Source organism: Xanthomonas sp. D-109 (assembly GCF_017746095.1).
Taxonomy (GTDB): Bacteria; Pseudomonadota; Gammaproteobacteria; order Xanthomonadales; family Xanthomonadaceae; genus Xanthomonas_A; species Xanthomonas_A sacchari.
This window is the reverse complement of sequence record NZ_JAGHWV010000001.1, coordinates 295,898-314,885: the sequence shown is the minus strand read 5'-3', so window position 1 is coordinate 314,885 and position 18,988 is coordinate 295,898. Positions and strand designations below refer to the sequence as shown.

The 18,988-nt window shown below is 70.5% G+C and carries 17 protein-coding genes; 14 read left to right on the top strand and 3 right to left on the bottom strand.

Features of this window, described 5'->3' with window-relative positions; all coding sequences use genetic code 11:
• Window positions 1–525 precede the first annotated feature (525 nt).
• From dapD to map, 3 genes are read right to left on the bottom strand one after another with little or no spacing between them, the layout of a single operon-like run.
• The gene (dapD, locus tag J7357_RS01280; RefSeq protein WP_019802465.1) at window positions 526–1,536 is read right to left on the bottom strand and encodes a 2,3,4,5-tetrahydropyridine-2,6-dicarboxylate N-succinyltransferase; all 1,011 of its coding nucleotides are present in this window, start codon (window positions 1,534–1,536) and stop codon (window positions 526–528) included.
• Window positions 1,536–4,136, bottom strand: coding sequence for a [protein-PII] uridylyltransferase (locus tag J7357_RS01275; RefSeq protein ID WP_209244872.1), 2,601 nt, complete (start codon window positions 4,134–4,136; stop codon window positions 1,536–1,538). Before J7357_RS01275 ends, dapD begins: the two co-directional genes overlap by 1 nt.
• 29 nt (window positions 4,137–4,165) lie before the next feature.
• Complete coding sequence (map, locus tag J7357_RS01270; RefSeq protein ID WP_244667219.1) at window positions 4,166–4,942, bottom strand: type I methionyl aminopeptidase; 777 nt, start codon at window positions 4,940–4,942, stop codon at window positions 4,166–4,168.
• A gap of 227 nt (window positions 4,943–5,169) precedes the next feature.
• Between map and J7357_RS01265 the strand changes: the two genes are divergently transcribed.
• From J7357_RS01265 to J7357_RS01200, 14 genes are all read left to right on the top strand, one after another.
• Entirely contained in the window at window positions 5,170–5,673 is a 504-nt protein-coding gene (locus J7357_RS01265; RefSeq protein ID WP_209244285.1) for a spore coat U domain-containing protein, read from the top strand.
• 14 nt (window positions 5,674–5,687) lie between these two features.
• Window positions 5,688–6,428, top strand: a complete 741-nt coding sequence (locus J7357_RS01260; protein WP_209244284.1) for a molecular chaperone — start codon at window positions 5,688–5,690, stop codon at window positions 6,426–6,428.
• Window positions 6,379–8,748 (top strand): fimbria/pilus outer membrane usher protein, encoded by a 2,370-nt coding sequence (locus tag J7357_RS01255; protein WP_209244283.1) that lies wholly within the window; start codon window positions 6,379–6,381, stop codon window positions 8,746–8,748. Before J7357_RS01260 ends, J7357_RS01255 begins: the two co-directional genes overlap by 50 nt.
• Window positions 8,745–9,767 carry a spore coat U domain-containing protein gene (locus tag J7357_RS01250; RefSeq protein WP_209244282.1) on the top strand — a complete coding sequence of 341 codons (1,023 nt, stop codon included), beginning with the start codon at window positions 8,745–8,747 and terminating at the stop codon, window positions 9,765–9,767. The genes J7357_RS01255 and J7357_RS01250 overlap by 4 nt, the downstream gene beginning before the upstream one ends.
• Window positions 9,768–9,849: 82 nt before the next feature.
• Complete coding sequence (locus J7357_RS01245; protein WP_209244281.1) at window positions 9,850–10,170, top strand: hypothetical protein; 321 nt, start codon at window positions 9,850–9,852, stop codon at window positions 10,168–10,170.
• Between the two features lie 17 nt (window positions 10,171–10,187).
• Window positions 10,188–10,901, top strand: a complete 714-nt coding sequence (locus J7357_RS01240; RefSeq protein ID WP_209244280.1) for a fimbria/pilus periplasmic chaperone — start codon at window positions 10,188–10,190, stop codon at window positions 10,899–10,901.
• 275 nt (window positions 10,902–11,176) lie between these two features.
• Window positions 11,177–11,974, top strand: a complete 798-nt coding sequence (gene rpsB, locus J7357_RS01235; protein ID WP_017908839.1) for a 30S ribosomal protein S2 — start codon at window positions 11,177–11,179, stop codon at window positions 11,972–11,974.
• Window positions 11,975–12,125: 151 nt separating this feature from the next.
• Window positions 12,126–13,004 (top strand): translation elongation factor Ts, encoded by an 879-nt coding sequence (gene tsf / locus J7357_RS01230; protein ID WP_019801311.1) that lies wholly within the window; start codon window positions 12,126–12,128, stop codon window positions 13,002–13,004.
• Between the two features lie 118 nt (window positions 13,005–13,122).
• Entirely contained in the window at window positions 13,123–14,619 is a 1,497-nt protein-coding gene (locus J7357_RS01225; RefSeq protein WP_209244279.1) for a GGDEF domain-containing protein, read from the top strand.
• A gap of 81 nt (window positions 14,620–14,700) precedes the next feature.
• Entirely contained in the window at window positions 14,701–15,423 is a 723-nt protein-coding gene (gene pyrH / locus J7357_RS01220; protein ID WP_010344040.1) for a UMP kinase, read from the top strand.
• A gap of 190 nt (window positions 15,424–15,613) precedes the next feature.
• Window positions 15,614–16,171, top strand: coding sequence for a ribosome recycling factor (gene frr / locus J7357_RS01215; protein ID WP_152237379.1), 558 nt, complete (start codon window positions 15,614–15,616; stop codon window positions 16,169–16,171).
• Between the two features lie 38 nt (window positions 16,172–16,209).
• Window positions 16,210–16,950 (top strand): polyprenyl diphosphate synthase, encoded by a 741-nt coding sequence (uppS, locus tag J7357_RS01210; protein WP_209244278.1) that lies wholly within the window; start codon window positions 16,210–16,212, stop codon window positions 16,948–16,950.
• Window positions 16,947–17,771 carry a phosphatidate cytidylyltransferase gene (locus J7357_RS01205; protein ID WP_209244277.1) on the top strand — a complete coding sequence of 275 codons (825 nt, stop codon included), beginning with the start codon at window positions 16,947–16,949 and terminating at the stop codon, window positions 17,769–17,771. The genes uppS and J7357_RS01205 overlap by 4 nt, the downstream gene beginning before the upstream one ends.
• A 5-nt stretch (window positions 17,772–17,776) precedes the next feature.
• Complete coding sequence (locus J7357_RS01200; protein ID WP_209244276.1) at window positions 17,777–18,982, top strand: 1-deoxy-D-xylulose-5-phosphate reductoisomerase; 1,206 nt, start codon at window positions 17,777–17,779, stop codon at window positions 18,980–18,982.
• The last annotated feature ends 6 nt before the right edge of the window (window positions 18,983–18,988 follow it).

The following is an 18,988-nucleotide window of genomic DNA, read 5'->3' as shown; positions in this document are numbered from 1 at the left end:
GTACGCTGGGTGTGCACCCTGCCCTGGCCGCGAGATCGCGGGTCCTGCGAGGCACACGCGTTGCACCGTGCGACGACCCTATGGTGTGCCCGGGCTACCCGCAGATGGCGCACTGGCCTTGGATTCGCGGGGGGTTCGGCACCCCAGCGTGCCGATGACAACGAAAGCCACAATGTGCTTTTCCGCCGTTGCGCTTGCTTTTGATCTACCGGGTTCCCTTCCGCAGCGGCGGATGGACCGGGGAAACACCCGAAGGGCGGCGCACATGGATGTGCGCCGTCCGCGGCAGGGGCAGGATGCCCCTTCCGCGGATCCCCGGTGCATCCGCGAACCCGGAGCGCGCAGCGCGGAGGGCGCGTAGGCAGGGTGTGCTTTCTTTTGGTTACTTTTCTTTGCACAAGCAAAGAAAAGTAACTCGCCGCAAGGCGAAAGCCCTTGCTGTTGCCTTGAGCTCAAGGCTATGTAGCGTCAATTGAGGAAGCAGCACACCAAAGCGAGACCGGGCTGAGCCCGGTCCCACCATCCTCAGTCGGCCAGCCCGCGCAGCAGATCGTTGACGCTGGTCTTGCTGCGGGTCTTGGCGTCGACCTGCTTGACGATCACCGCGCAGTACAGCGAGTGCGAACCGTCCTTGGACGGCAACTGCCCGGACACCACCACGCTGTACGGCGGCACGTAACCGTAGGAGATCTCGCCGGTGGCGCGGTTGTAGATGCGCGTGCTCTGGCCCAGGAACACGCCCATGCCGATCACGCTGTGATGGCCGACCACCACGCCCTCCACCACCTCCGAGCGCGCACCGATGAAGCAGTGGTCCTCGATGATGGTGGGGCTGGCCTGCAGCGGTTCGAGCACGCCGCCGATGCCGGCGCCGCCGGACAGGTGGCAGTGCTTGCCGATCTGCGCGCAGGAGCCGACCGTGGCCCAGGTGTCGACCATGGTGCCCTCGCCGACGTGCGCGCCGATGTTGGTGAAGCTCGGCATCAGCACCACGTCCTTGCCGAAGTAGCTGCCGCGACGCGCCACCGCGCCCGGCACCACGCGCACCCCGGCCTTGCGGAACTCGGCTTCGTGATAGCCGGCGAAGCGCGCCTCCACCTTGTCCCAGAACGGCGCCGGCTGCGCTTCCACCACGGCCATCTCGTTGACCCGGAAGTACAGCAGCACCGCCTTCTTCAGCCACTCGTTGACCTTCCAGCCGCCGTGCCCGTCCGGCTCGGCGACGCGGAACTCGCCGCTTTCCAGGCCGTCGATGACGCGGTTGACCACCGGCCGGGTGGATCCCTCGATCTCGTCCAGGGTCAGCGTGGCGCGGCGCTCGAAGGCGCTGTCGATGGTGAACTTCAGTTCGTCGGCGCTGGGCACGGCGACCGGCTTGGCGCGCAGCGGCTTCGGCGCGGGCTTGGCCGGCTTGGCTGCCGCGGTGGGCGTCGCCGGCTTGGCGGCGGCGGGCTTGGCGGTCTTCTTCGGGGCCGTCTTCTCGGGCGCCGCCGGCTTGGCAGCGGACTTCTTGGCGGCAGGCTTCTTGGTGGCCATCAGCGGGGGTCTCCAGGCGGGGTATCGGGGTCCAGGCATGCCTGCAGCGCCGCCTGCAGCGCCTGGCGGGCGGCCTCGGGCAACGGCAGGTTGTGCTCGTCGGTGATGTGGAACAGATCCTCGGCGCGCTCGCCGAAGGTGGCGATGCGCGCGTCGTGCACGCGCAGGTGGTGCCGGCGCAGCACCTGGGCCACGTCCGCCAGCAGTCCCGGGCGGTCCGGCGCGACCAGACCGAGCCGGGTCAGGCGGCCGTCGAGGCTCTCGCGGAACTCGATGCGCGGCGCGAAGCGGAAATGCCGCAGCTGGCGTGGCACCACCCGTCGCGCCGGGCGCAGGCGCGCCAGGTCGCCGGCCAGCGCCTCGCGCAGCCCCGCCTGCAACTGTGCCAGGTCGCCGCTGGCGAAGGCATCGGCGGGCATCACTTCGAAGGTGTCGAAAATCGCGTTGTGCGGGGCGTCGAGCACCCGCGCGCGATGGATGCCGTAGCCGAGCCGGTCCAGGGTCATCACGATCGCGGCGAACAGGCCGTCTCGGTCCGGCGAGTACACGAACACTTCCAGCGCCGCATCGTCGGGCGTGACTGGGCGCACCTTGACCAGGGTGCCGCCCAGTTCCACCTCCATCAGCGAGGTCGCCTGCCAGGCCAGTTGCTCGGGACGGAAGCGCAGGAAGCTCTCGTCCGGCATGCCGGCGAACTGGCGGTCGATGGTGACGTCGTCGTGGCCCTGGATGTGCATCAGCGCGCGCGTGGCCTCGCGTGCTTCCTGCAGGCGCTCGGCCACCGGCAACGGGTGCTCCAGGCCTTCGCGCAGGGCGCGGCGCGCAGCGAAGTACAGGTCGGCCAGCAGCCGGTCCTTCCAGGCGTTCCACAGCTTGGGGCTGGTGCCGGCGATGTCGGCGCAGGTCAGCAGGTACAGGTAGTCCAGCCGCTCGCGGTCGCCGACCAGGCTGGCGAAGCGATGGATCACCTCCGGATCGGCGATGTCCTGCTTCTGCGCGGTCACCGACATGCGCAGGTGCTGCTCGACCAGCCAGGCGACCAGGTCGGTGTCGGCGGCGCTGAGCGCATGCGCGGCGCAGAACGCGCGCGCATCCACCGCGCCCAGTTCCGAATGGTCGCCGCCGCGGCCCTTGGCGATGTCGTGGAACAGGCCGGCCAGCAGCAGCAGTTCCGGCTTGCGCAGCCGCGGCCACACTTCATGCGCGATCGAGAAGCGCTCGTCGGCGCGCGCGTTGGCGAACACCGCCATGTTCTTCAGCACCATCAGCGTGTGCTGGTCGACCGTGTACACATGGAACAGGTCGAACTGCATGCGCCCGGACACCTGCGCGAACGCCGGGATCCACTGCCCGAGCACGCCCAGCCGCGCCATGCGGGTCAGCGTCTGCACCGCGCGCGGGCCGCGCAGCAGCGCCAGGAAGCGCTCGCGCGCGGTGATCGTGGCGTCGGCGTAGGCCGGCAGGTGCGGCAGCGCCTCGGCCAGCGCGCGCGCGGTCAGCGAATGCAGGCCGCGGATCTCGCCGTGCGCGGCCCAGGTGGCGAACAACGCGAACACCTGCACCGGGTCGGCCTGCGGCCAGCGCTCGTCGTCGGCGGCCAGGTAGCCGCGGCGCAGCGAGAAGCCGCCGTGCAGCGGCTGCGGCTGCGCCTCGCCGTCGAACTGTTCCTCGAAGCGTTGCAGCAGGCGGTCGCTGAGCCGGCGCACGATGGCTGCGCTGCGGTAGAAGCGCTGCATCATCTTCTCCACGCCCAGGCTCTCGGGGTCGTCGGAGAAGCCCAGGCGCTGCGCCAGCGCCTTCTGGTAATCGAAGCGCAAGCGCTCTTCCGGGCGGTTGGCGACCAGGTGCAGTCCGTAGCGCAAGCGCGCCAGTTCGCGACGCTCGCGGCGCAGCGCCGCGGCTTCGTCGCCGCCGACGTGGCCCAGCCCGATCAGCGGCTCCAGGTCGCGCACGCCGAACGCGCGCAGCGCCATCCAGCCGAGCGTGTGCAGGTCGCGCAGGCCGCCGGGGCCGTCCTTGATGTCCGGCTCCAGGTTGTCGGCGGTGTCGCCGAAGCGCTGGTGGCGGGCCTGCAACTCCTCGCGCTTGGCCATGAAGAATTCGCGCGGCGGCCACACCCGCTGCGGGGCAATGGCCGCCGCCAGCGCCGCCTTGGCCGTGGCGTCGGCCTGCAGCGGGCGCGCCTCGATCAAGGCGGTCAGCACGGTCTGGTCGGCGCAGGCCGCGGTGCACTGCGCGGCCGAGCGCACCGCATGGCTCACCGGCACGCCGGCATCCCACAGCAGCGGGAACAGCCGCGCCAGCGCCGCTTCGTGCGCCGGGTCGAGCTCGCCGAACACGAGCAGGTCGATGTCCGAGCGCGGGAACAGTTCGCCACGGCCATAGCCGCCGACCGCAAACAGGGCCAGCCCGGCCTCGCGCGGCACGCAGCGGCTCCAGGCATGGCGGATCAACTGGTCCAGGGCGCGGGCGCGCAGCGCCAGCAGGCGGTCGATATCGTCGCCCTGGTCGAAGCGCTTGCTCAGCCGCGCATCGGTCTGCGCCAGCAGTTGCCGGACCGCGGCCGCCCAGCCGGCGTCGTCGACACCGGCGCCGGGCATGCCGGCATCGGCACCGGCCGGCAGCAGGCTCACGGCTCGCCGAGGCCGCCCGGCGACAGGGTCAGGACTTCCACCCCATCGTCGGTGACGGCGACCATGTGCTCCCATTGCGCGGACAGCTTGCGGTCCTTGGTCACCACGGTCCAGCCGTCCGGCAGCACGCGGGTGTAGCGCGTGCCCTCGTTGATCATCGGCTCGATGGTGAAGGTCATGCCCGGCTTCAGTACCAGGCCGTCGCCTGGCCGGCCGTAGTGCAGCACCTGCGGTTCGTCGTGGTAGACCTTGCCGATGCCGTGGCCGCAGTACTCGCGCACCACGCTGAAGCGCTCGCTCTCGGCATACTGCTGGATGGCATGGCCGACGTCGCCGAGCGTGGCGCCCGGCTTCACCGCGCGGATGCCGCGCCACATCGCCTCGTAGGTGGCCTCGATCAGGCGCCGCGCCATCACCGAGGGGGTACCCGCGCAGTACATGCGGCTGGTGTCGCCGTGCCAGCCGTCCTTGATCACGGTGACGTCGATGTTGACGATGTCGCCGTCCTTCAGGACCTTGCTCTCACTGGGGATGCCGTGGCAGATGACGTTGTTCACCGACGTGCACACGGTCTTCGGGAAGCCGCGGTAGCCGACGTTGGCCGGCACCGCCCCCTGCACCTTGACGATGTGGTCGTGGCAAATGCGGTCCAGCTCGGCGGTGGTGACGCCGGGCTTCACGTACGGGCCAATCAGGTCCAGTACCTCGGCGGCCAGGCGGCCGGCCACGCGCATCTTCTCGATGTCCTGCGGAGTTTTCAGATTGACGGTCATGGCCGTCATTATCGCTCATCCCGGCCCTGGCTGAACGCGCCGGGCGGCTCGGCGGCTTTTTGGCACGCTTCCGTGACCATCCCCGCCTTCACCGTGATGAACGCGGCGCGGCGTGGTGGTCATCTCATGTGAAAGCTGGATGGCGATCCAAGATAGTGTGAACTGGCCCGCATTTTGCACTGGCAGCGGCACCGGCGGTTGTCCGCCATTTCCGAAGAAACCCTGCCATGTACCTCTTCCACCGCGTTCTCGCCTTCCTCGTGCTGTTCGCCGCCGGGACCGGCCTGGCCTGGGCCCAGTCCGACTCGCGCACCTTCAACGTCAAGATCCAGATCACCAGCGTCTGCGACATCCAGACCGCGCCCACCGACGTCGATTTCGGCAGCGTCAATTCCACACAGACCTCGATCAACAGCACCGGCACCTTGAACGTGCGCTGCACCTCCGGCACGCCGTACAACATCGCGCTCAATGCCGGTTCCGGCTCCGGCGCTACGGTCACCACCCGCACCATGGGCAGCGCCGACGCCAGCAATACCGCACGCGTGCCGTACGCGCTGTACCGCAACGCCGCGCGCACCCAGAACTGGGGCTCGACCATCGGCACCGACACCCAGGCCGGCACGGGCAATGGTGCAGTGCAACCGATCACCGTCTACGGCCAGGTCGCCAGCACCAACTACCCTGCCGGTTCGTACAGCGACGTGGTCACCGCCACCGTCACCTGGTAACCGGAGCCGCCTGCATGCGTTCGCGACTGCCTTCCTTCCTGCGCCTGCCGGCGCTCGCCGCGCTGTGGCTGGCGGCGGCCGGCGCGGCTGTCGCCGCGAGTCTGCAGGTGGCGCCGACCTCGGTATCGCTGCGTGCCGAGGAGACCGCGCAGGGCCTGTGGCTGAGCAACAGCGGCGACGTGCCGCTGCGCGCGCAGGTGCGCGTGTTCCGCTGGCAGCAGCGCGATGGCGAGGATGTGCTCGACCCCAGCGACCGCATCGCGCTCAGCCCGCCGATGCTGGAACTGGCGCCGCACTCGCGGCAGCTGGTCCGCGTGATCCGCCTGGATCCGGCACCCGGCGCCGGCGAGGACGCCTACCGCATCCTGGTCGACGAGTTGCCCAGCCAGGATCCCGCCAGCGGCGCCAGCGCCGGGTTGCAGTTCGTGCTGCGCTATTCGGTGCCGGTGTTCCTGCAGCCCGCCGTCGCCACCGCGCCGACGCTGCGCGCGCGACTGGTCCGCGACGGCGCCGCCGCGGCGCTGGAAGTGGCAAACCAGGGCAACGGCCACGCGCAACTGGTGGACCTGCAGTTCGTCGCTGGCGACGGCCGGCGCACCGCGATCGCCGAAGGCCTGGCCGGCTACGTGCTGCCTGGCCAGCGCAAGCGCTGGCCGCTGCCGGCGGCGCTGCTGCAGACACAGGGAACGTTCGAGGCAAGGATCAATGGCGAGCCACGCGCACAGTCGCTGGTTGTGGACACCGCGGCGCCTTGAACTGCTGCTCGCGCTGTGGGCCGGCACTGCCGCGCTCGCCGTCGCCCAGCCGCAGGTCCTGCCCCAGCCCCAGGTCGCGGCGCCGTCGCAGGAGACCCTGTACCTGGAGGTCACCCTGAACCAGACCCGCCAGCCCGGCCTGTTCCAGTTCCAGCGCGACGGCGAGCAACTGCGCGCCAGTGCCGCCACCCTGCGCCAGCTCGGCCTGCGCGTGGACGGCGGCGACGCCAGCGCGGCGATCGCCCTGGGCGACCTGGACGGCGTGCGCTTCCGCTACGACGCCAGCCTGCAGCAAGTGACGATCGACGCACCGGTGGCGCTGCTGGACGTCGCCACCACCCGGATCGACGCGCGCGGCGGCATGCCGTCGCTGCCGGCGACCAGTTCCCCAGGCGCCCTGCTCGACTACGACCTCTACGCCAGCCGCCAGGGCGGCGCCAGCAATCTCACCGCCAGCGGCGAACTGCGCGTGTTCGGCCTGGGCGCGGGCCTGCTGCGGCAGTCCTTCGTCGGCCGCCTGTACCGCGAGCCGCAACGCGACTGGCGTGCCCAGGCGATCCGCCTGGATACGCAATGGCAATGGTCGCTGCCCGAGCGCATGACCAGCGTGGTGCTGGGCGACACCTTCAGCAGCAGCACCAGTTGGAGCCGCACCGTGCGCCTGGGCGGCGTCCGGGTGGGCAGCGACTTCGGCCTGCAGCCGTATCGCGCGATCACCCCCTTGCCGGAGTTCCTCGGCGAGGTGGCGGTGCCGTCCAGCGTGGACCTGTACGTCAATGGCATCCGCCAGTACGGCGCGCAGTTGCCGGCCGGGCCGTTCCAGCTGTCCGCCGCGCCAGGCGTGGACGGCGCCGGCAATGCCCAGGTGGTGATCACCGACGCCTACGGTCGCACCCGCTCGCTGGCCTTTCCGTTCTATGCGACCCAGGACTTGCTGGCCAGCGGGCTGACCGACTGGTCGCTGGCGCTGGGCCGGGTACGTGAGGAGTACGGCGTCGCCGATTTCGCCTATGCCGGCGACACCGTCGGCAGCGCCAGCTGGCGGCGCGGCCTCGGCCCGCGCTTCACGGCCGAGGCCCACGCCGAGGCCGGGGCCGGCGTGCGCAATGCCGGGGTCGGCGGCCTGTGGCTGCTGCCGCGCGCCGGCGTGTTCGGCGCCTCGCTGGCGCACGGCGGCGCTGCCGGCCAGGACGGCCTGCAGTACGCGCTGAGCTACCGCTGGAACAACGGCCGCTTCAACCTGGCCATGGACACCCAGCGCGCGCAGGCCGGCTACCGCGACGTGGCCGCGCGCTACGGCGCCGCGCCGCCGCGGGTCAGCGAACGCGCCCTGTTCGGCAGCACTTGGGACGGGGTCGGCAACATCGCCCTGAGCTATGTGCGCCTGGCCTACCCCGACAGCGGCGACCAGCGCTACGCCAGCCTGTTCTGGACCCGGACCCTGCCGCGGCAATCGTCCTTGAACCTGAGCGTCAACCAGAATCTGGATCAGGCCAGCGACCGCAGCGTGTACCTGGGCTGGTCGATCGCCCTGGACGGCCGCCGCCAGGCAGGCGTGGCGATGCAGCGCATCGGCGCGCGCACCAGTGCGACGGCGGACCTCAGCCAGGCGGCAGCCGCCGACGGCGGCAGCGGCTGGCGGCTGCAGGCGCGCGGTGGGCAGGACGGCGGCGGCGGCCTGGCCGAAGCCAGCTGGCGCGGCGCCAGCGCCCGCTACGCCGGCGGCATCGCCAGCGCCGGCGGCCAGACCTACGGCTATGCCGAAGCCTCGGGCGGCCTGGCCTGGATCGGCGGCGGCTGGTTCCGCGGCCGCGACCTCGACCAGGCCTTCGCCCTGGTCTCCACCGGCGGTGTCGCCGACGTGCCGGTGCTGCTGGAGAACCGGCCGATCGGCCGCACCGACGCGCGCGGCTTCCTGCTGGTCACGCCGCTGCTGGCCTGGCAGCACAACCGCCTGTCGATCGACCCGATGCGCCTGCCGCCCGAGTTGCGGCCGGAGCAGGTCGACCAGATCGTGGTACCGCGCGACCGCACCGGGGTGGTGGTGGCGTTCCCGATCCGCCGCAGCGACGGTGTGCTGGTGCAACTGCACGACGCCGCCGACCTCCCGCTGCCGGTCGGCAGCCGGGTGCGCGGACCGGGCGTCGACACGGTGGTGGGCTACGATGGCCAGGCCTATGTGGAAGGGCTCGCGCCCGGCCGCAACGACCTGGAGGTAGACATGCAAGGACGCCGTTGCCGGCTGCGGATCGAGCGCCCGACCCAGGCGCCGCCCACCCGGCTGGGCCCGCTGCGCTGCATGCCGGAGACGACGCCATGAGCGCGCGTGCCTGGCCGCTGGCGCTGACGGCGCTGCTGCTGGCGGCCGTGGCGCTGCTGCCGCAGCGCGCCGCGGCCACCACCACCTGTACTGCGCAGGCGACAGCGGCGAGCTTCGGCACCCTCTCCGACACCGCCGCCACCGACACCACCGCGCAGATCCTGGTGACCTGCCAGACCGGCGCGATCAGCGTGCTGGGCACGATCTACGTGCGCATGTGCCTGAACATCGGCGAGGGCACGCAGGGCGCCGGCTTCGGCATCACCCCGCGGCGCATGCTCAACCCGCTCAACGACATCCTGGGCTTCCAGCTCTACCGCGACAGCGCGCGCAGCCTGATCTGGGGCAGCGCCCTGAGCGGCTCCACGCCACTGCAGGTGGACCTGACCTACGCGTCGCTGGCGACCGGCGGCACCGGCACCGCCACCTACACCATCTATGCGCGCGTCCCGCTGCAGAGCGGCATCGCCACCGGGACCTACCAGAACAGCTTCAGCGGCGTGTACACCAACCTGCAGTACCGCTACGACGAGCCATTGATCGGCAACCCCGCGGTGATTCCTGCCTCCTGCACCACCGGCGGCAAGGGCGGCGGCACCTCGGTGCAGTTCCCGTTCGTGGCCAGCGCCACCGCCGCGCCGACCTGCACCATCGCCAGCATCGCCGACCTGGATTTCGGTACCCAATCGGGCCTGATCGACAATGCGCTGAACTACACCACCACGCTCAGCATGAACTGCCGCGCACGCACCGCCTGGCAGGTGAGCCTGGACAACGGCCAGAACGCCAGCGGCAACGTGCGACGCATGCGCAGCGCCAGCGGCCAGTACCTGACCTACGAGCTGTACCGCGACGCCGCACGCACCCAGCGCTGGGGAAGCACCCTGAATACGGATACCCTGACCGGCATCGGGACCGGCATCGCACAGTCGCTGACCCTGCATGGTCGGGTGCCGGCCCAGCAGACTCCGGCCCCGGGCAGCTACAGCGACGTGGTCAAGGTCACCGTCACCTACTGAGGCCTGAACGGCGCCGTGGCGCCGGTCAAGTTGCCGGGGGGGCGGGCCGCTATTGGCTGTGTCCTCCTGGGAGTCCCGCTTGATGACCGTGCCGTTCCTGCGACCGCTGTTGTTGGCGAGCCTGTGCGTGGCCGGCGTCGACGCGGCGGCGCAACCAGGGGCCGGTAGCGGCGCCGCCATGCTGCGGATCGGCATCCGCATCGAGCGCAGTTGCGAAATCGGCGCGGCGGCGCGTGCGCAGCCCGGGGCGCTGCCGACGGTCGCCTGCAACCGCCCGCTGGCCTACCAGGTCAGCATCGACGGCATGCCCGCGCACGACGCCGCCACCGCCCTGGCCTTGAGCCTGCCCGCGGCCGGCGCCACGCTGGGCATCCCGGCGCGCTACGCCACGGTCGCGTTCTAGTGGGCGGCGCCCGCCGCATGCGCGCGCGCCTGCTGCCGGCGCTGCTGCTGGCGCTTGCCGGCAGTGCCGACGCGGCCGGGGTGCGGATCAGCCCGACCCTGGTGCAACTGGCCCCGGGCGAGACCAGCACCGAGATCTGGCTGAGCAACACCCAGGACCGCCCCTGGCAGGCCCAGGTCCAGGTGTACCGGTGGCGGCAGACCGACGGGATGGACGACCTGGAGAGCACCGACGAGGTCCGCACCAGCCCGCAATCGATCGACATCCCGGCGCAGGGGCGGCAACTGCTGCGGCTGGTGCGTCCCAGACCGGCCAGCGCCGACGAAAGCGCCTACCGCCTGGTGCTGGAGGAACGTCCCGCCCCAGCCGACCCGGCCGCACCGGCACCCGCCACGCCGGCCCCACCCTTGCTGCTGCGCTATTCGACCCCGGTGTTCCTGAGCCCGGCGGACCCGGCAGCCGCGCCGCGCCTCAGCGCCCACCTGAGCGCAGGCGCGCGCGGGCCGGAGCTGGTGGTGCACAACCGCGGCAGCGCCCACGCCAGGCTCAGCGACCTGAGCTTCGTCGGCGCCGACGGCCGCACCCTGCCGCTGTTCCCCAGTCTCTCCGGCTATGTCCTGGCCGGCGCCTACAAACGCTGGCCGCTGCCGGCCGCCGCGACCGCGCCCGGCGGCCACTTCGCGGCCAGGCTCGACGACGAGGCGCCGCTGCAGGCGCTGCCCGCCGAGTGAACCGCCCGGCGCATTGCGCCAGCGGCCCCCGCCAGGTATAGTGCGCGGCTTCGTCGTGCCCGTCATGGGCCGATGGACCGTCCACGCCGGACGCACCGGCGAATTCACACCTGCCGCCATCGCCCGTGCCGGGGTGCTCCGCAAGGAGTTCGGCCACGGAGGCAGCAGGGAGGCCCAACCCCGGAATCGTCGTGCGGCCCGCAAGGCCGTCGTCATGCGCGCGCTTCACCCATTCCTGCCCGCGCACGGCCGGTTCCCCATCAGGAGTCACTGCAATGCCCCAGGTCACCATGCGTCAGATGCTGGAAGCCGGCGTCCACTTCGGCCACCAGACCCGCTACTGGAACCCCAAGATGGCGCCGTACATCTTCGGCGCGCGCGGCAAGATCCATATCATCAACCTCGAGAAGACGGTTCCGCTGTTCAACGACGCGATGAACTTCATCTCCAGCGTCGCGCAGAAGCGCGGCACCATCCTGTTCCTGGGCACCAAGCGCAGCGCCCGCGACGCGGTGAAGGAAGAAGCCGAGCGTTGCGGCCAGCCGTTCATGACCCAGCGCTGGCTGGGCGGCACGCTGACCAACTTCCGCACCGTCAAGCAGTCGGTGGCGCGCCTGAAGGAGCTGGAAGCGGCCGAGACCGACGGCACCTTCGACAAGCTGGTCAAGCACGAAGTGCTGACCCTGCGCCGCGAGCGCGACAAGCTGGAAGCCTCGCTGGGCGGCATCAAGGAAATGAACCGCCTGCCCGACGCCCTGTTCGTCATCGACATCGGCCATGAAGACATCGCCATCAAGGAAGCCAAGAAGCTCGGCATCCCGGTGATCGCGGTGGTCGACACCAACTACAACCCGGACCTGGTGGACTACGCCATCCCGGGCAACGACGACGCCATCCGCGCCGTGCAGCTGTACGCCCGTGCCGCCGCCGACGCCGTGCTGGAAGGCAAGGCCGCTGCGCCGAACGCCGCCAGCGTGCGCGAGGAAGAGTTCGCCGAGGGCGGCGACGACAAGGGCCGCGGCCCGCGCAAGAACGGCAAGAAGGCCGAAGAGACCGCTCCCGCCGCCGAGTAACCGGCGCGCCATGCGGCTGCGCGATCATGCGCAGCCGCCACCCGGCGCGTTCGGCGCGCCCGGCTTCGCGAGCGCCGCCTGCGGCGCCCGCTTCCCAGATCTACCGGCCGGCCGCAAGCCGGCCTTTTCCCACCTTTCGTGAGGACATCCCGTGGAAATCACTGCTTCCCTGGTCAAGGAACTGCGCGAGCGCACCGGCGCCGGCATGATGGAGTGCAAGAAGGCGCTCACCGAGAACGCCGGCAACATCGACAACGCCGCCGAGTGGCTGCGCAAGTCGGGCCTGGCCAAGGCCGACAAGAAGGCCGACCGCGTCGCCGCCGAAGGCCGCATCGCGATGGCCCAGGACGGCGGCAAGGCGGTCCTGGTCGAAATCAACTCCGAGACCGACTTCGTCGCCAAGGACAACAACTTCCTGGCCTTCACCGACGCCGTCGTCCAGGCCGCCCTGGCCTCCGGCGCCGCCGACGTGGAAGCGCTGAAGAGCGCCAAGCTGCCCAGCGGCGAGACCGTCGAGGAAGCCCGTGCCGCGGTCATCGCCAAGGTCGGCGAGAACGTGCAGGTGCGCCGCCTGGTGCGCATCGACAGCGCCAACAACGTCGCCGCCTACGTGCACGGCGGCCGCATCGGCGTGCTGGTCGAGGTCAAGGGCGGCGACGCCGACCTGGCCCGCGGCATCGCCATGCACATCGCGGCGATGAACCCGCCGCACATCAAGGCGTCCGACGTCCCGGCCGAGTTCGTGGCCAAGGAAAAGGAAATCGAGCTGGCCAAGATGTCGGAGAAGGACAAGGCCAAGCCGGCCGACATCCTGGAGAAGATCATCAGCGGCAAGATCGCCAAGATCGTCAACGAAGTCACCCTGTACGGCCAGCCCTACGTGCTGAACACCGACCAGACCGTGGAGCAGGCGGTGAAGGCCGCCGGCGCCGACGTGGTCGGTTTCCAGCGCCTGGCCGTGGGCGAAGGCATCGAGAAGGTGGTGGAAGACTACGCCGCCGAAGTGATGAAGCAGGCCGGCCTGGCCTGATCCCGCGCCCGGGAAGAAAAGAGCCGCGCATTGTCGCGGCTTTTTTTTTACGGGTGTACGCTGCGCAGGCCAGGACAGGCCCCTCCCCATCTCTCATTCCACGCCGTATCGGAAGTGCATGCATCCTGAACTCGAAGCGATCCTGAGCCACTCCCGCGACCTGCCCTCGCCGCCCGGCGTGGCCCTGCGCATCATCGAACTGGCACAGGATGCGGACGTGGATCTGGCCGCCACCGCCGATGCCATCGCCATGGACATGGCGCTGAGCGCGCGCATGCTGCGCATCGCCAATTCCCCGCTGTACGCCAGCCGCCGCCGCGTCGACAACCTGGGCCAGGCGCTGACCATGCTCGGCCTGAACGCCGCGCTGAGCCTGGCGCTGGGCTTCTCGATGGTGCAGAGCCTGCGCGGCGGCAGCGGCGAGCCGCAGGAACGGCTGTGGCGACGCAGCGTGCTGGCAGCGCTGGCCAGCCGCCTGCTCGGCCAGGCCGCGGGGCTGCGCAAGCACGAGGAACTGATGCTGGCCGGGCTGTTGCAGGACATGGGCGCACTGGCCCTGCTGCACGTCTGCCACGACCGCTACGCCGCCCTGCTGCACGAGGCCGCCGGCGATCCGCAGCAACTGAGCGCGCTGGAGCGCGAGCACCTGGGCGCCGATCGCGCCGAGGTCGGCGCCTGGCTGGCGCACAAGTGGAAGCTGCCCACCTACCTGCAGCGCAGTATCGGCAACGGCGGCGATACCCGCCCCGCGACCGAGCCCTTCGACATCTGCGTGCGGCTGTCCGGCCCCATCGCCGACATCTGGCTCGGCGACGATCCCGAAGCCGCGCGCACCCACGCCATGCAGTGCGCCTATCGCGACCTGCAACTGGACAGCCGCCGCTTCGACGAGGTGGTGGGCCACATCGCCGAGGCGCTACCGGCGGTCAGCCCGATCTTCGATGTGCGCATCGCCCAGCCGGAGCGGGTCGACGCGATCATCAGCCATGCCCGCGAACTGATGGTGCTGCGCAACCTGCGCGAAGTGCAGGAAGCCAACCGCGTGCGCCAGCGCGCCGACGAGTACGAGCAGCACGCACGGCGCCTGGCCGAACAGGCCAGCCGCGATGCCCTCACCGGCGTGTTCAACCGGCACCAGCTGGACACCTTGCTCAAGCAGCAGTTCGAGCTGGCCAATCGCCACGACTGGCCGCTGTCGGTGGCCTTCATCGACCTGGACGATTTCAAGAAGATCAACGACGCGCACGGGCATCTGGTCGGCGACCAGGTCCTGCGCGCATTCGCGCAGACCCTGCAGCCGATGCTGCGCGCCAGCGACACCGTGGCGCGCTTCGGCGGCGAGGAGTTCCTGGTGCTGTTGCCCAACACCGGCGAAGAGGCCGCGCTGGGCGTGATGCGGCGCATCCTCGCCGAGATCGCGCAGCGGCCGATGGCCGACACCAAGCAGGGGCCGTTGCACATCAGCTTCTCCGCGGGCGTGGCCACCCAGGGCGGCCGCGAGCGTTTCAACAGCGCGCAGGAACTGCTGCAGGCGGCCGACGACATGCTGTACAGCGCCAAGCACGGCGGTCGCAATCGCGTCACCGCGCGCTCGTGCGGCGAGGCGCAACGCTGAAGCATCGCCGACGGCGCAGACGCGCTGGCGCGCATCGGCTAAAATCGTGTGGTTTGCCCGTCATCCCCCAACGAGGTCGCCATGTCCCAGCTCGCCTATCGCCGTATCCTGTTGAAACTGTCCGGCGAAGCGCTGATGGGAGACGGGGACTACGGCATCGACCCCAAGATCATCAATCGCCTCGCCCATGAGGTGATCGAGGCGCAGCAGGCCGGCGCGGAAGTGGCGCTGGTGATCGGCGGCGGCAACATCTTCCGCGGCGCCGGCCTTGCCGCCAACGGCATGGACCGGGTCACCGGCGACCACATGGGCATGCTCGCCACCGTCATCAACGCGCTGGCGATGCAGGACGCGCTGGAAAAGCTCGGCGCCAAGGTGCGGGTGATGAGCGCGATCAAGATCAACGACGTGTGCGAGGACTTCATCCGCCGCCGTGCGATCCGCCACCTCGAAAAGGGCCGCATCGCGATCTTCGCCGCCGGCACCGGCAACCCCTTCTTCACCACCGACTCCGGCGCGGCACTGCGCGCGATCGAGATCGGCGCCGACCTGCTGCTGAAGGCGACCAAGGTCGACGGCGTATACGACAAGGACCCGAAGAAGCACGCCGACGCCGTGCGCTTCGACAGCCTGACCTACGACGAGGTCATCGCCCGTAACCTGGAAGTGATGGACACCGCCGCCTTCGCCCTGGCCCGCGACAGCGACCTGCCGCTGCGCATCTTCAACATGGGCCAGCCCGGCGAACTGCTGAAGATCCTCCGCGGCGCCGAGATCGGCACGTTGGTGAAGGGAAGGGGCTGAAGCCCCGGGAATAGGGAATCGGGAGTGGGGAATCGCAGAGCGTTGCGCACCGCAGCATAGCGCGCATCCAATCGCCACCCGCCTCCGTTCAGGCAATCGCGCTGGAATCCGCCTTGCCATTCCCCATTCCCGATTCCCCACTCCCAGCAGGCTATAATCGTCCGATTCAGATTCAGCACGGACACCGGCGATGCTCAACGAAATCAAGCAAGACGCACAGACCCGCATGGCCAAGAGCATCGACGCGCTGCGTCATACGCTCATCAAGGTGCGCACCGGGCGCGCGTCGACCGCCCTGGTCGAGCACCTGAAGGTCAACTACTACGGCTCGGAGATGCCGCTGAGCCAGGTCGCCAGCGTCGCCGTCGCCGACGCCCGCTCGCTGACCATCACCCCGTGGGAAAAGCAGATGGTCGGCGCGGTCGAGAAGGCGATCCTGGCCTCGGACCTGGGCCTGACCCCGAACACCGCCGGCACCACCATCCGCCTCAACCTGCCCGCGCTCACCGAGGAGCGCCGCCGCGAGCTGTCGAAGGTCGTGCATGGCGAAGGCGAGGACACCAAGGTCGCGATCCGCAACATCCGCCGCGACGCCAACCAGCAGGTCAAGGATCTGCTGAAGGACAAGAAGGTCACCGAGGACGAGGCCCGCGCCAGCGAGGACGACATCCAGAAACTGACCGACAAGGCGATCAAGGACGTGGACGACGTGGTCAAGGGCAAGGAACAGGAACTGATGGCGGTCTGAGCCTGCGCCTGCCGGCCATGCCTTCCGACCCCATCCCCATGTCCCTGCCCCGCCACCTGGCCATCATCATGGATGGCAACGGCCGCTGGGCGCAGCGCCGGCGCCGGCCGCGCGTGATCGGCCACCGCGCCGGCGCGCGTGCGGTCAACCGCACCATCGACTTCTGCCTGGAGCGCGGCATCGGCGCGCTGACCCTGTTCGCGTTCTCCAGCGAGAACTGGGGGCGCCCGCAGGAGGAAGTGGACGCGCTGATGAAGCTGTTCCTGCACGCGCTCGACCGCGAGGTCGACGAGCTGCAGCGGCGCGGCGTGCGCGTGCGCTTCATCGGCGACCGCTCGCGCTTCGCGCCGTCGCTGTGCGAGCGCATGGCCCAGGCCGAGGCGCGCACCCGCGACAACCAGGCCCTGCACCTGTCGATCGCCGCCAGTTACGGCGGCCGCCAGGACATCGCCCTGGCCGCGCGCGCGCTGGCCGAGGACGTCGCCGCCGGGCGCCTGCGCCCGGAGCAGATCGACGAGGACGCGCTGTCGGCGCGCATGGCGCTGGCCGACCTGCCGCCGCCGGACCTGTTCATCCGCACCGGCGGCGACCTGCGCATCAGCAACTTCCTGCTGTGGCAGCTGGCCTACACCGAACTGTGGTTCACCGAGACCCTCTGGCCCGAGTTCGGCCCCGAGGTGCTGCAACAAGCCCTGGACGACTACGCCCGCCGCGAGCGGCGTTTCGGCCTCACCAGCGCGCAGGTCGCCGAAGCGGCGACGGAGAACGTTTCCGCATGACCCGTACCCGCGTCATCGCCGCGCTGATCATGGCCCCGCTGGCCATCTGCGCCATCCTGCTGCTGCCGACCCAGTGGCTGGTCGCGCTGGCCGCGTTGATCTTCCTGATCGGCCTGTGGGAATGGCTGAAGCTGGCCGAGGTCGACGACACCTTGCCGCGCACCATCCTGCTGATGCTCAACCTGCTGCTGATGGTGCTGCTGGTGTGGGCCTCGGCCGGCTCGCTGGTGCTGTTCCAGCTGACCACCCTGATCGGCGCCGGCTGGTGGTGCGTGGCCTTGCTGTGGCTGGGCTTCTACCGCTTCGGCTCCGACCACGCCACCTACGCGCGGGTATTCAAGCTCGCCGCCGGCACCCTGGCGATCGTGCCGGCCTGGGCCGCGCTGGGCCTGATCCACGCCAGCGAGCCGAACGGCCACCGCTGGCTGCTGACCGCGCTGGCGACGGTGTGGGCCGCCGATTCCGGCGCCTATTTCGCCGGCCGCCAGTTCGGCAAGCACAAGCTGGCGCCGCGGGTCAGCCCCAACAAGACCGTGGAGGGCCTGGTCGGCGGCTTGCTGGCCGGCCTGCTGGTGGCCGCCGGCTTCGGCTGGCTGGCCGGGGTGACCCTGCCGCACCTGCCCGGGCTGCTGATCGTGGCCGCGGTCACCGTGCTGGCCTCGGTGATCGGCGACCTGTTCGAGAGCCTGCTCAAGCGCCATGTCGGCGCCAAGGACTCGGGCAACGTGATTCCCGGCCACGGCGGCGTGCTGGACCGGATCGACGGCGTGCTGGCGGCGCTGCCGATCTTCGCGCTGGGCAAGGACATCTTCGGGTTCTGAGGCCAGTGAACACGCAACACAGCAAGGACCCGGCGGTCCGCACCATCGCCGTGCTCGGCGCCACCGGCTCGATCGGCGCCTCGGCGCTGGACGTGATCGCGCGCCATCCGCAGCGCCTGCGCGCCGGCGTGCTGGCGGCCGGGCGCAACGTCGACGCGCTGCTGGCGCTGTGCGCCACGCACCGGCCCGCGCATGCGGTGATCGCCGATCAGGCGCTGTACCCGGCGCTGCGCGACGGCCTGCGCGCGGCCGGGCTGTCGACCCAGGCGCATGCCGGCGACGCCGCACTGGACCAACTGGTGGCCAGCGACGCCTGCGACAGCGTGGTCGCCGCGATCGTCGGCGCCGCCGGCCTGGCCTCGACCCTGGCCGCCGCCCGCGCCGGCAAGCGCCTGCTGCTGGCCAACAAGGAAGCGCTGGTGCTGGCCGGCGAACTGGTCACCGCCGCCGCCGCGGCGGCCGGCGCCGAGATCATCCCGATCGACAGCGAGCACAACGCCATCTTCCAGTGCCTGCGCTCGCGCCAGACCGGCGCCGAGGTGCGGCGGGTGCTGCTGACCGCCTCCGGCGGCCCGTTCCGCGGCTGGGACCGCGCGCGCCTGCAGGCGGTGACCCCGGCGCAGGCCGTGGCGCACCCGAAGTGGTCGATGGGGCCGAAGATCTCGGTCGATTCGGCGACGTTGATGAACAAGGGCCTGGAAGTGATCGAGGCCCACCACCTGTTCGCGCTGGCGCCCGAGCGCATCGAGGTGCTGGTGCACCCGCAGAGCCTGGTGCACTCGCTGGTCGAATTCATCGACGGTTCGACCCTGGCACAGATGGGCCTGCCGGACATGCGCACCACCCTGGCGGTGGGGCTGGGCTGGCCGGAGCGCATCGCCTCCGGGGTCGCCGGGCTGGACCTGCTGGCGCAGGGACGGCTGGACTTCGAGGCGCCGGACCTGGACGCCTTCCCCTGCCTGGCCCTGGCCTGGCGCGCGATGCAGGCCGGCGGCAGCGCCCCGGCGATCCTGAATGCGGCCAACGAAGTGGCTGTTTCAGCCTTTCTTCAGGGCCGAATCGGTTTCCTATCGATTCCTGCGCTGGTCGAGAACGCCCTGACCGAGCTGCCTGCGGTCGCGGCCGATTCCCTGGACGCATTGCTGGCGGCGGATGCGCACTCGCGCAAGATCACCGAACTCGCCATTGCCCGCCACTTCGCCCATGCTTGATGCCCA

Excerpts from the sequence above, each read along its gene's own strand:
- dapD (WP_019802465.1), bottom strand. The coding sequence starts at position 1,536 with ATGGCCACCAAGAAGCCTGCCGCCAAGAAGTCCGCTGCCAAGCCGGCG.
- J7357_RS01275 (WP_209244872.1), bottom strand. The coding sequence starts at position 4,136 with ATGCCCGGCGCCGGTGTCGACGACGCCGGCTGGGCGGCCGCGGTCCGG.
- map (WP_244667219.1), bottom strand. The coding sequence starts at position 4,942 with ATGACCGTCAATCTGAAAACTCCGCAGGACATCGAGAAGATGCGCGTG.
- J7357_RS01265 (WP_209244285.1), top strand. The coding sequence starts at position 5,170 with ATGTACCTCTTCCACCGCGTTCTCGCCTTCCTCGTGCTGTTCGCCGCC.
- J7357_RS01260 (WP_209244284.1), top strand. The coding sequence starts at position 5,688 with ATGCGTTCGCGACTGCCTTCCTTCCTGCGCCTGCCGGCGCTCGCCGCG.
- J7357_RS01255 (WP_209244283.1), top strand. The coding sequence starts at position 6,379 with ATGGCGAGCCACGCGCACAGTCGCTGGTTGTGGACACCGCGGCGCCTT.
- J7357_RS01250 (WP_209244282.1), top strand. The coding sequence starts at position 8,745 with ATGAGCGCGCGTGCCTGGCCGCTGGCGCTGACGGCGCTGCTGCTGGCG.
- J7357_RS01245 (WP_209244281.1), top strand. The coding sequence starts at position 9,850 with ATGACCGTGCCGTTCCTGCGACCGCTGTTGTTGGCGAGCCTGTGCGTG.
- J7357_RS01240 (WP_209244280.1), top strand. The coding sequence starts at position 10,188 with ATGCGCGCGCGCCTGCTGCCGGCGCTGCTGCTGGCGCTTGCCGGCAGT.
- rpsB (WP_017908839.1), top strand. The coding sequence starts at position 11,177 with ATGCCCCAGGTCACCATGCGTCAGATGCTGGAAGCCGGCGTCCACTTC.
- J7357_RS01225 (WP_209244279.1), top strand. The coding sequence starts at position 13,123 with ATGCATCCTGAACTCGAAGCGATCCTGAGCCACTCCCGCGACCTGCCC.
- pyrH (WP_010344040.1), top strand. The coding sequence starts at position 14,701 with ATGTCCCAGCTCGCCTATCGCCGTATCCTGTTGAAACTGTCCGGCGAA.
- frr (WP_152237379.1), top strand. The coding sequence starts at position 15,614 with ATGCTCAACGAAATCAAGCAAGACGCACAGACCCGCATGGCCAAGAGC.
- uppS (WP_209244278.1), top strand. The coding sequence starts at position 16,210 with ATGTCCCTGCCCCGCCACCTGGCCATCATCATGGATGGCAACGGCCGC.
- J7357_RS01205 (WP_209244277.1), top strand. The coding sequence starts at position 16,947 with ATGACCCGTACCCGCGTCATCGCCGCGCTGATCATGGCCCCGCTGGCC.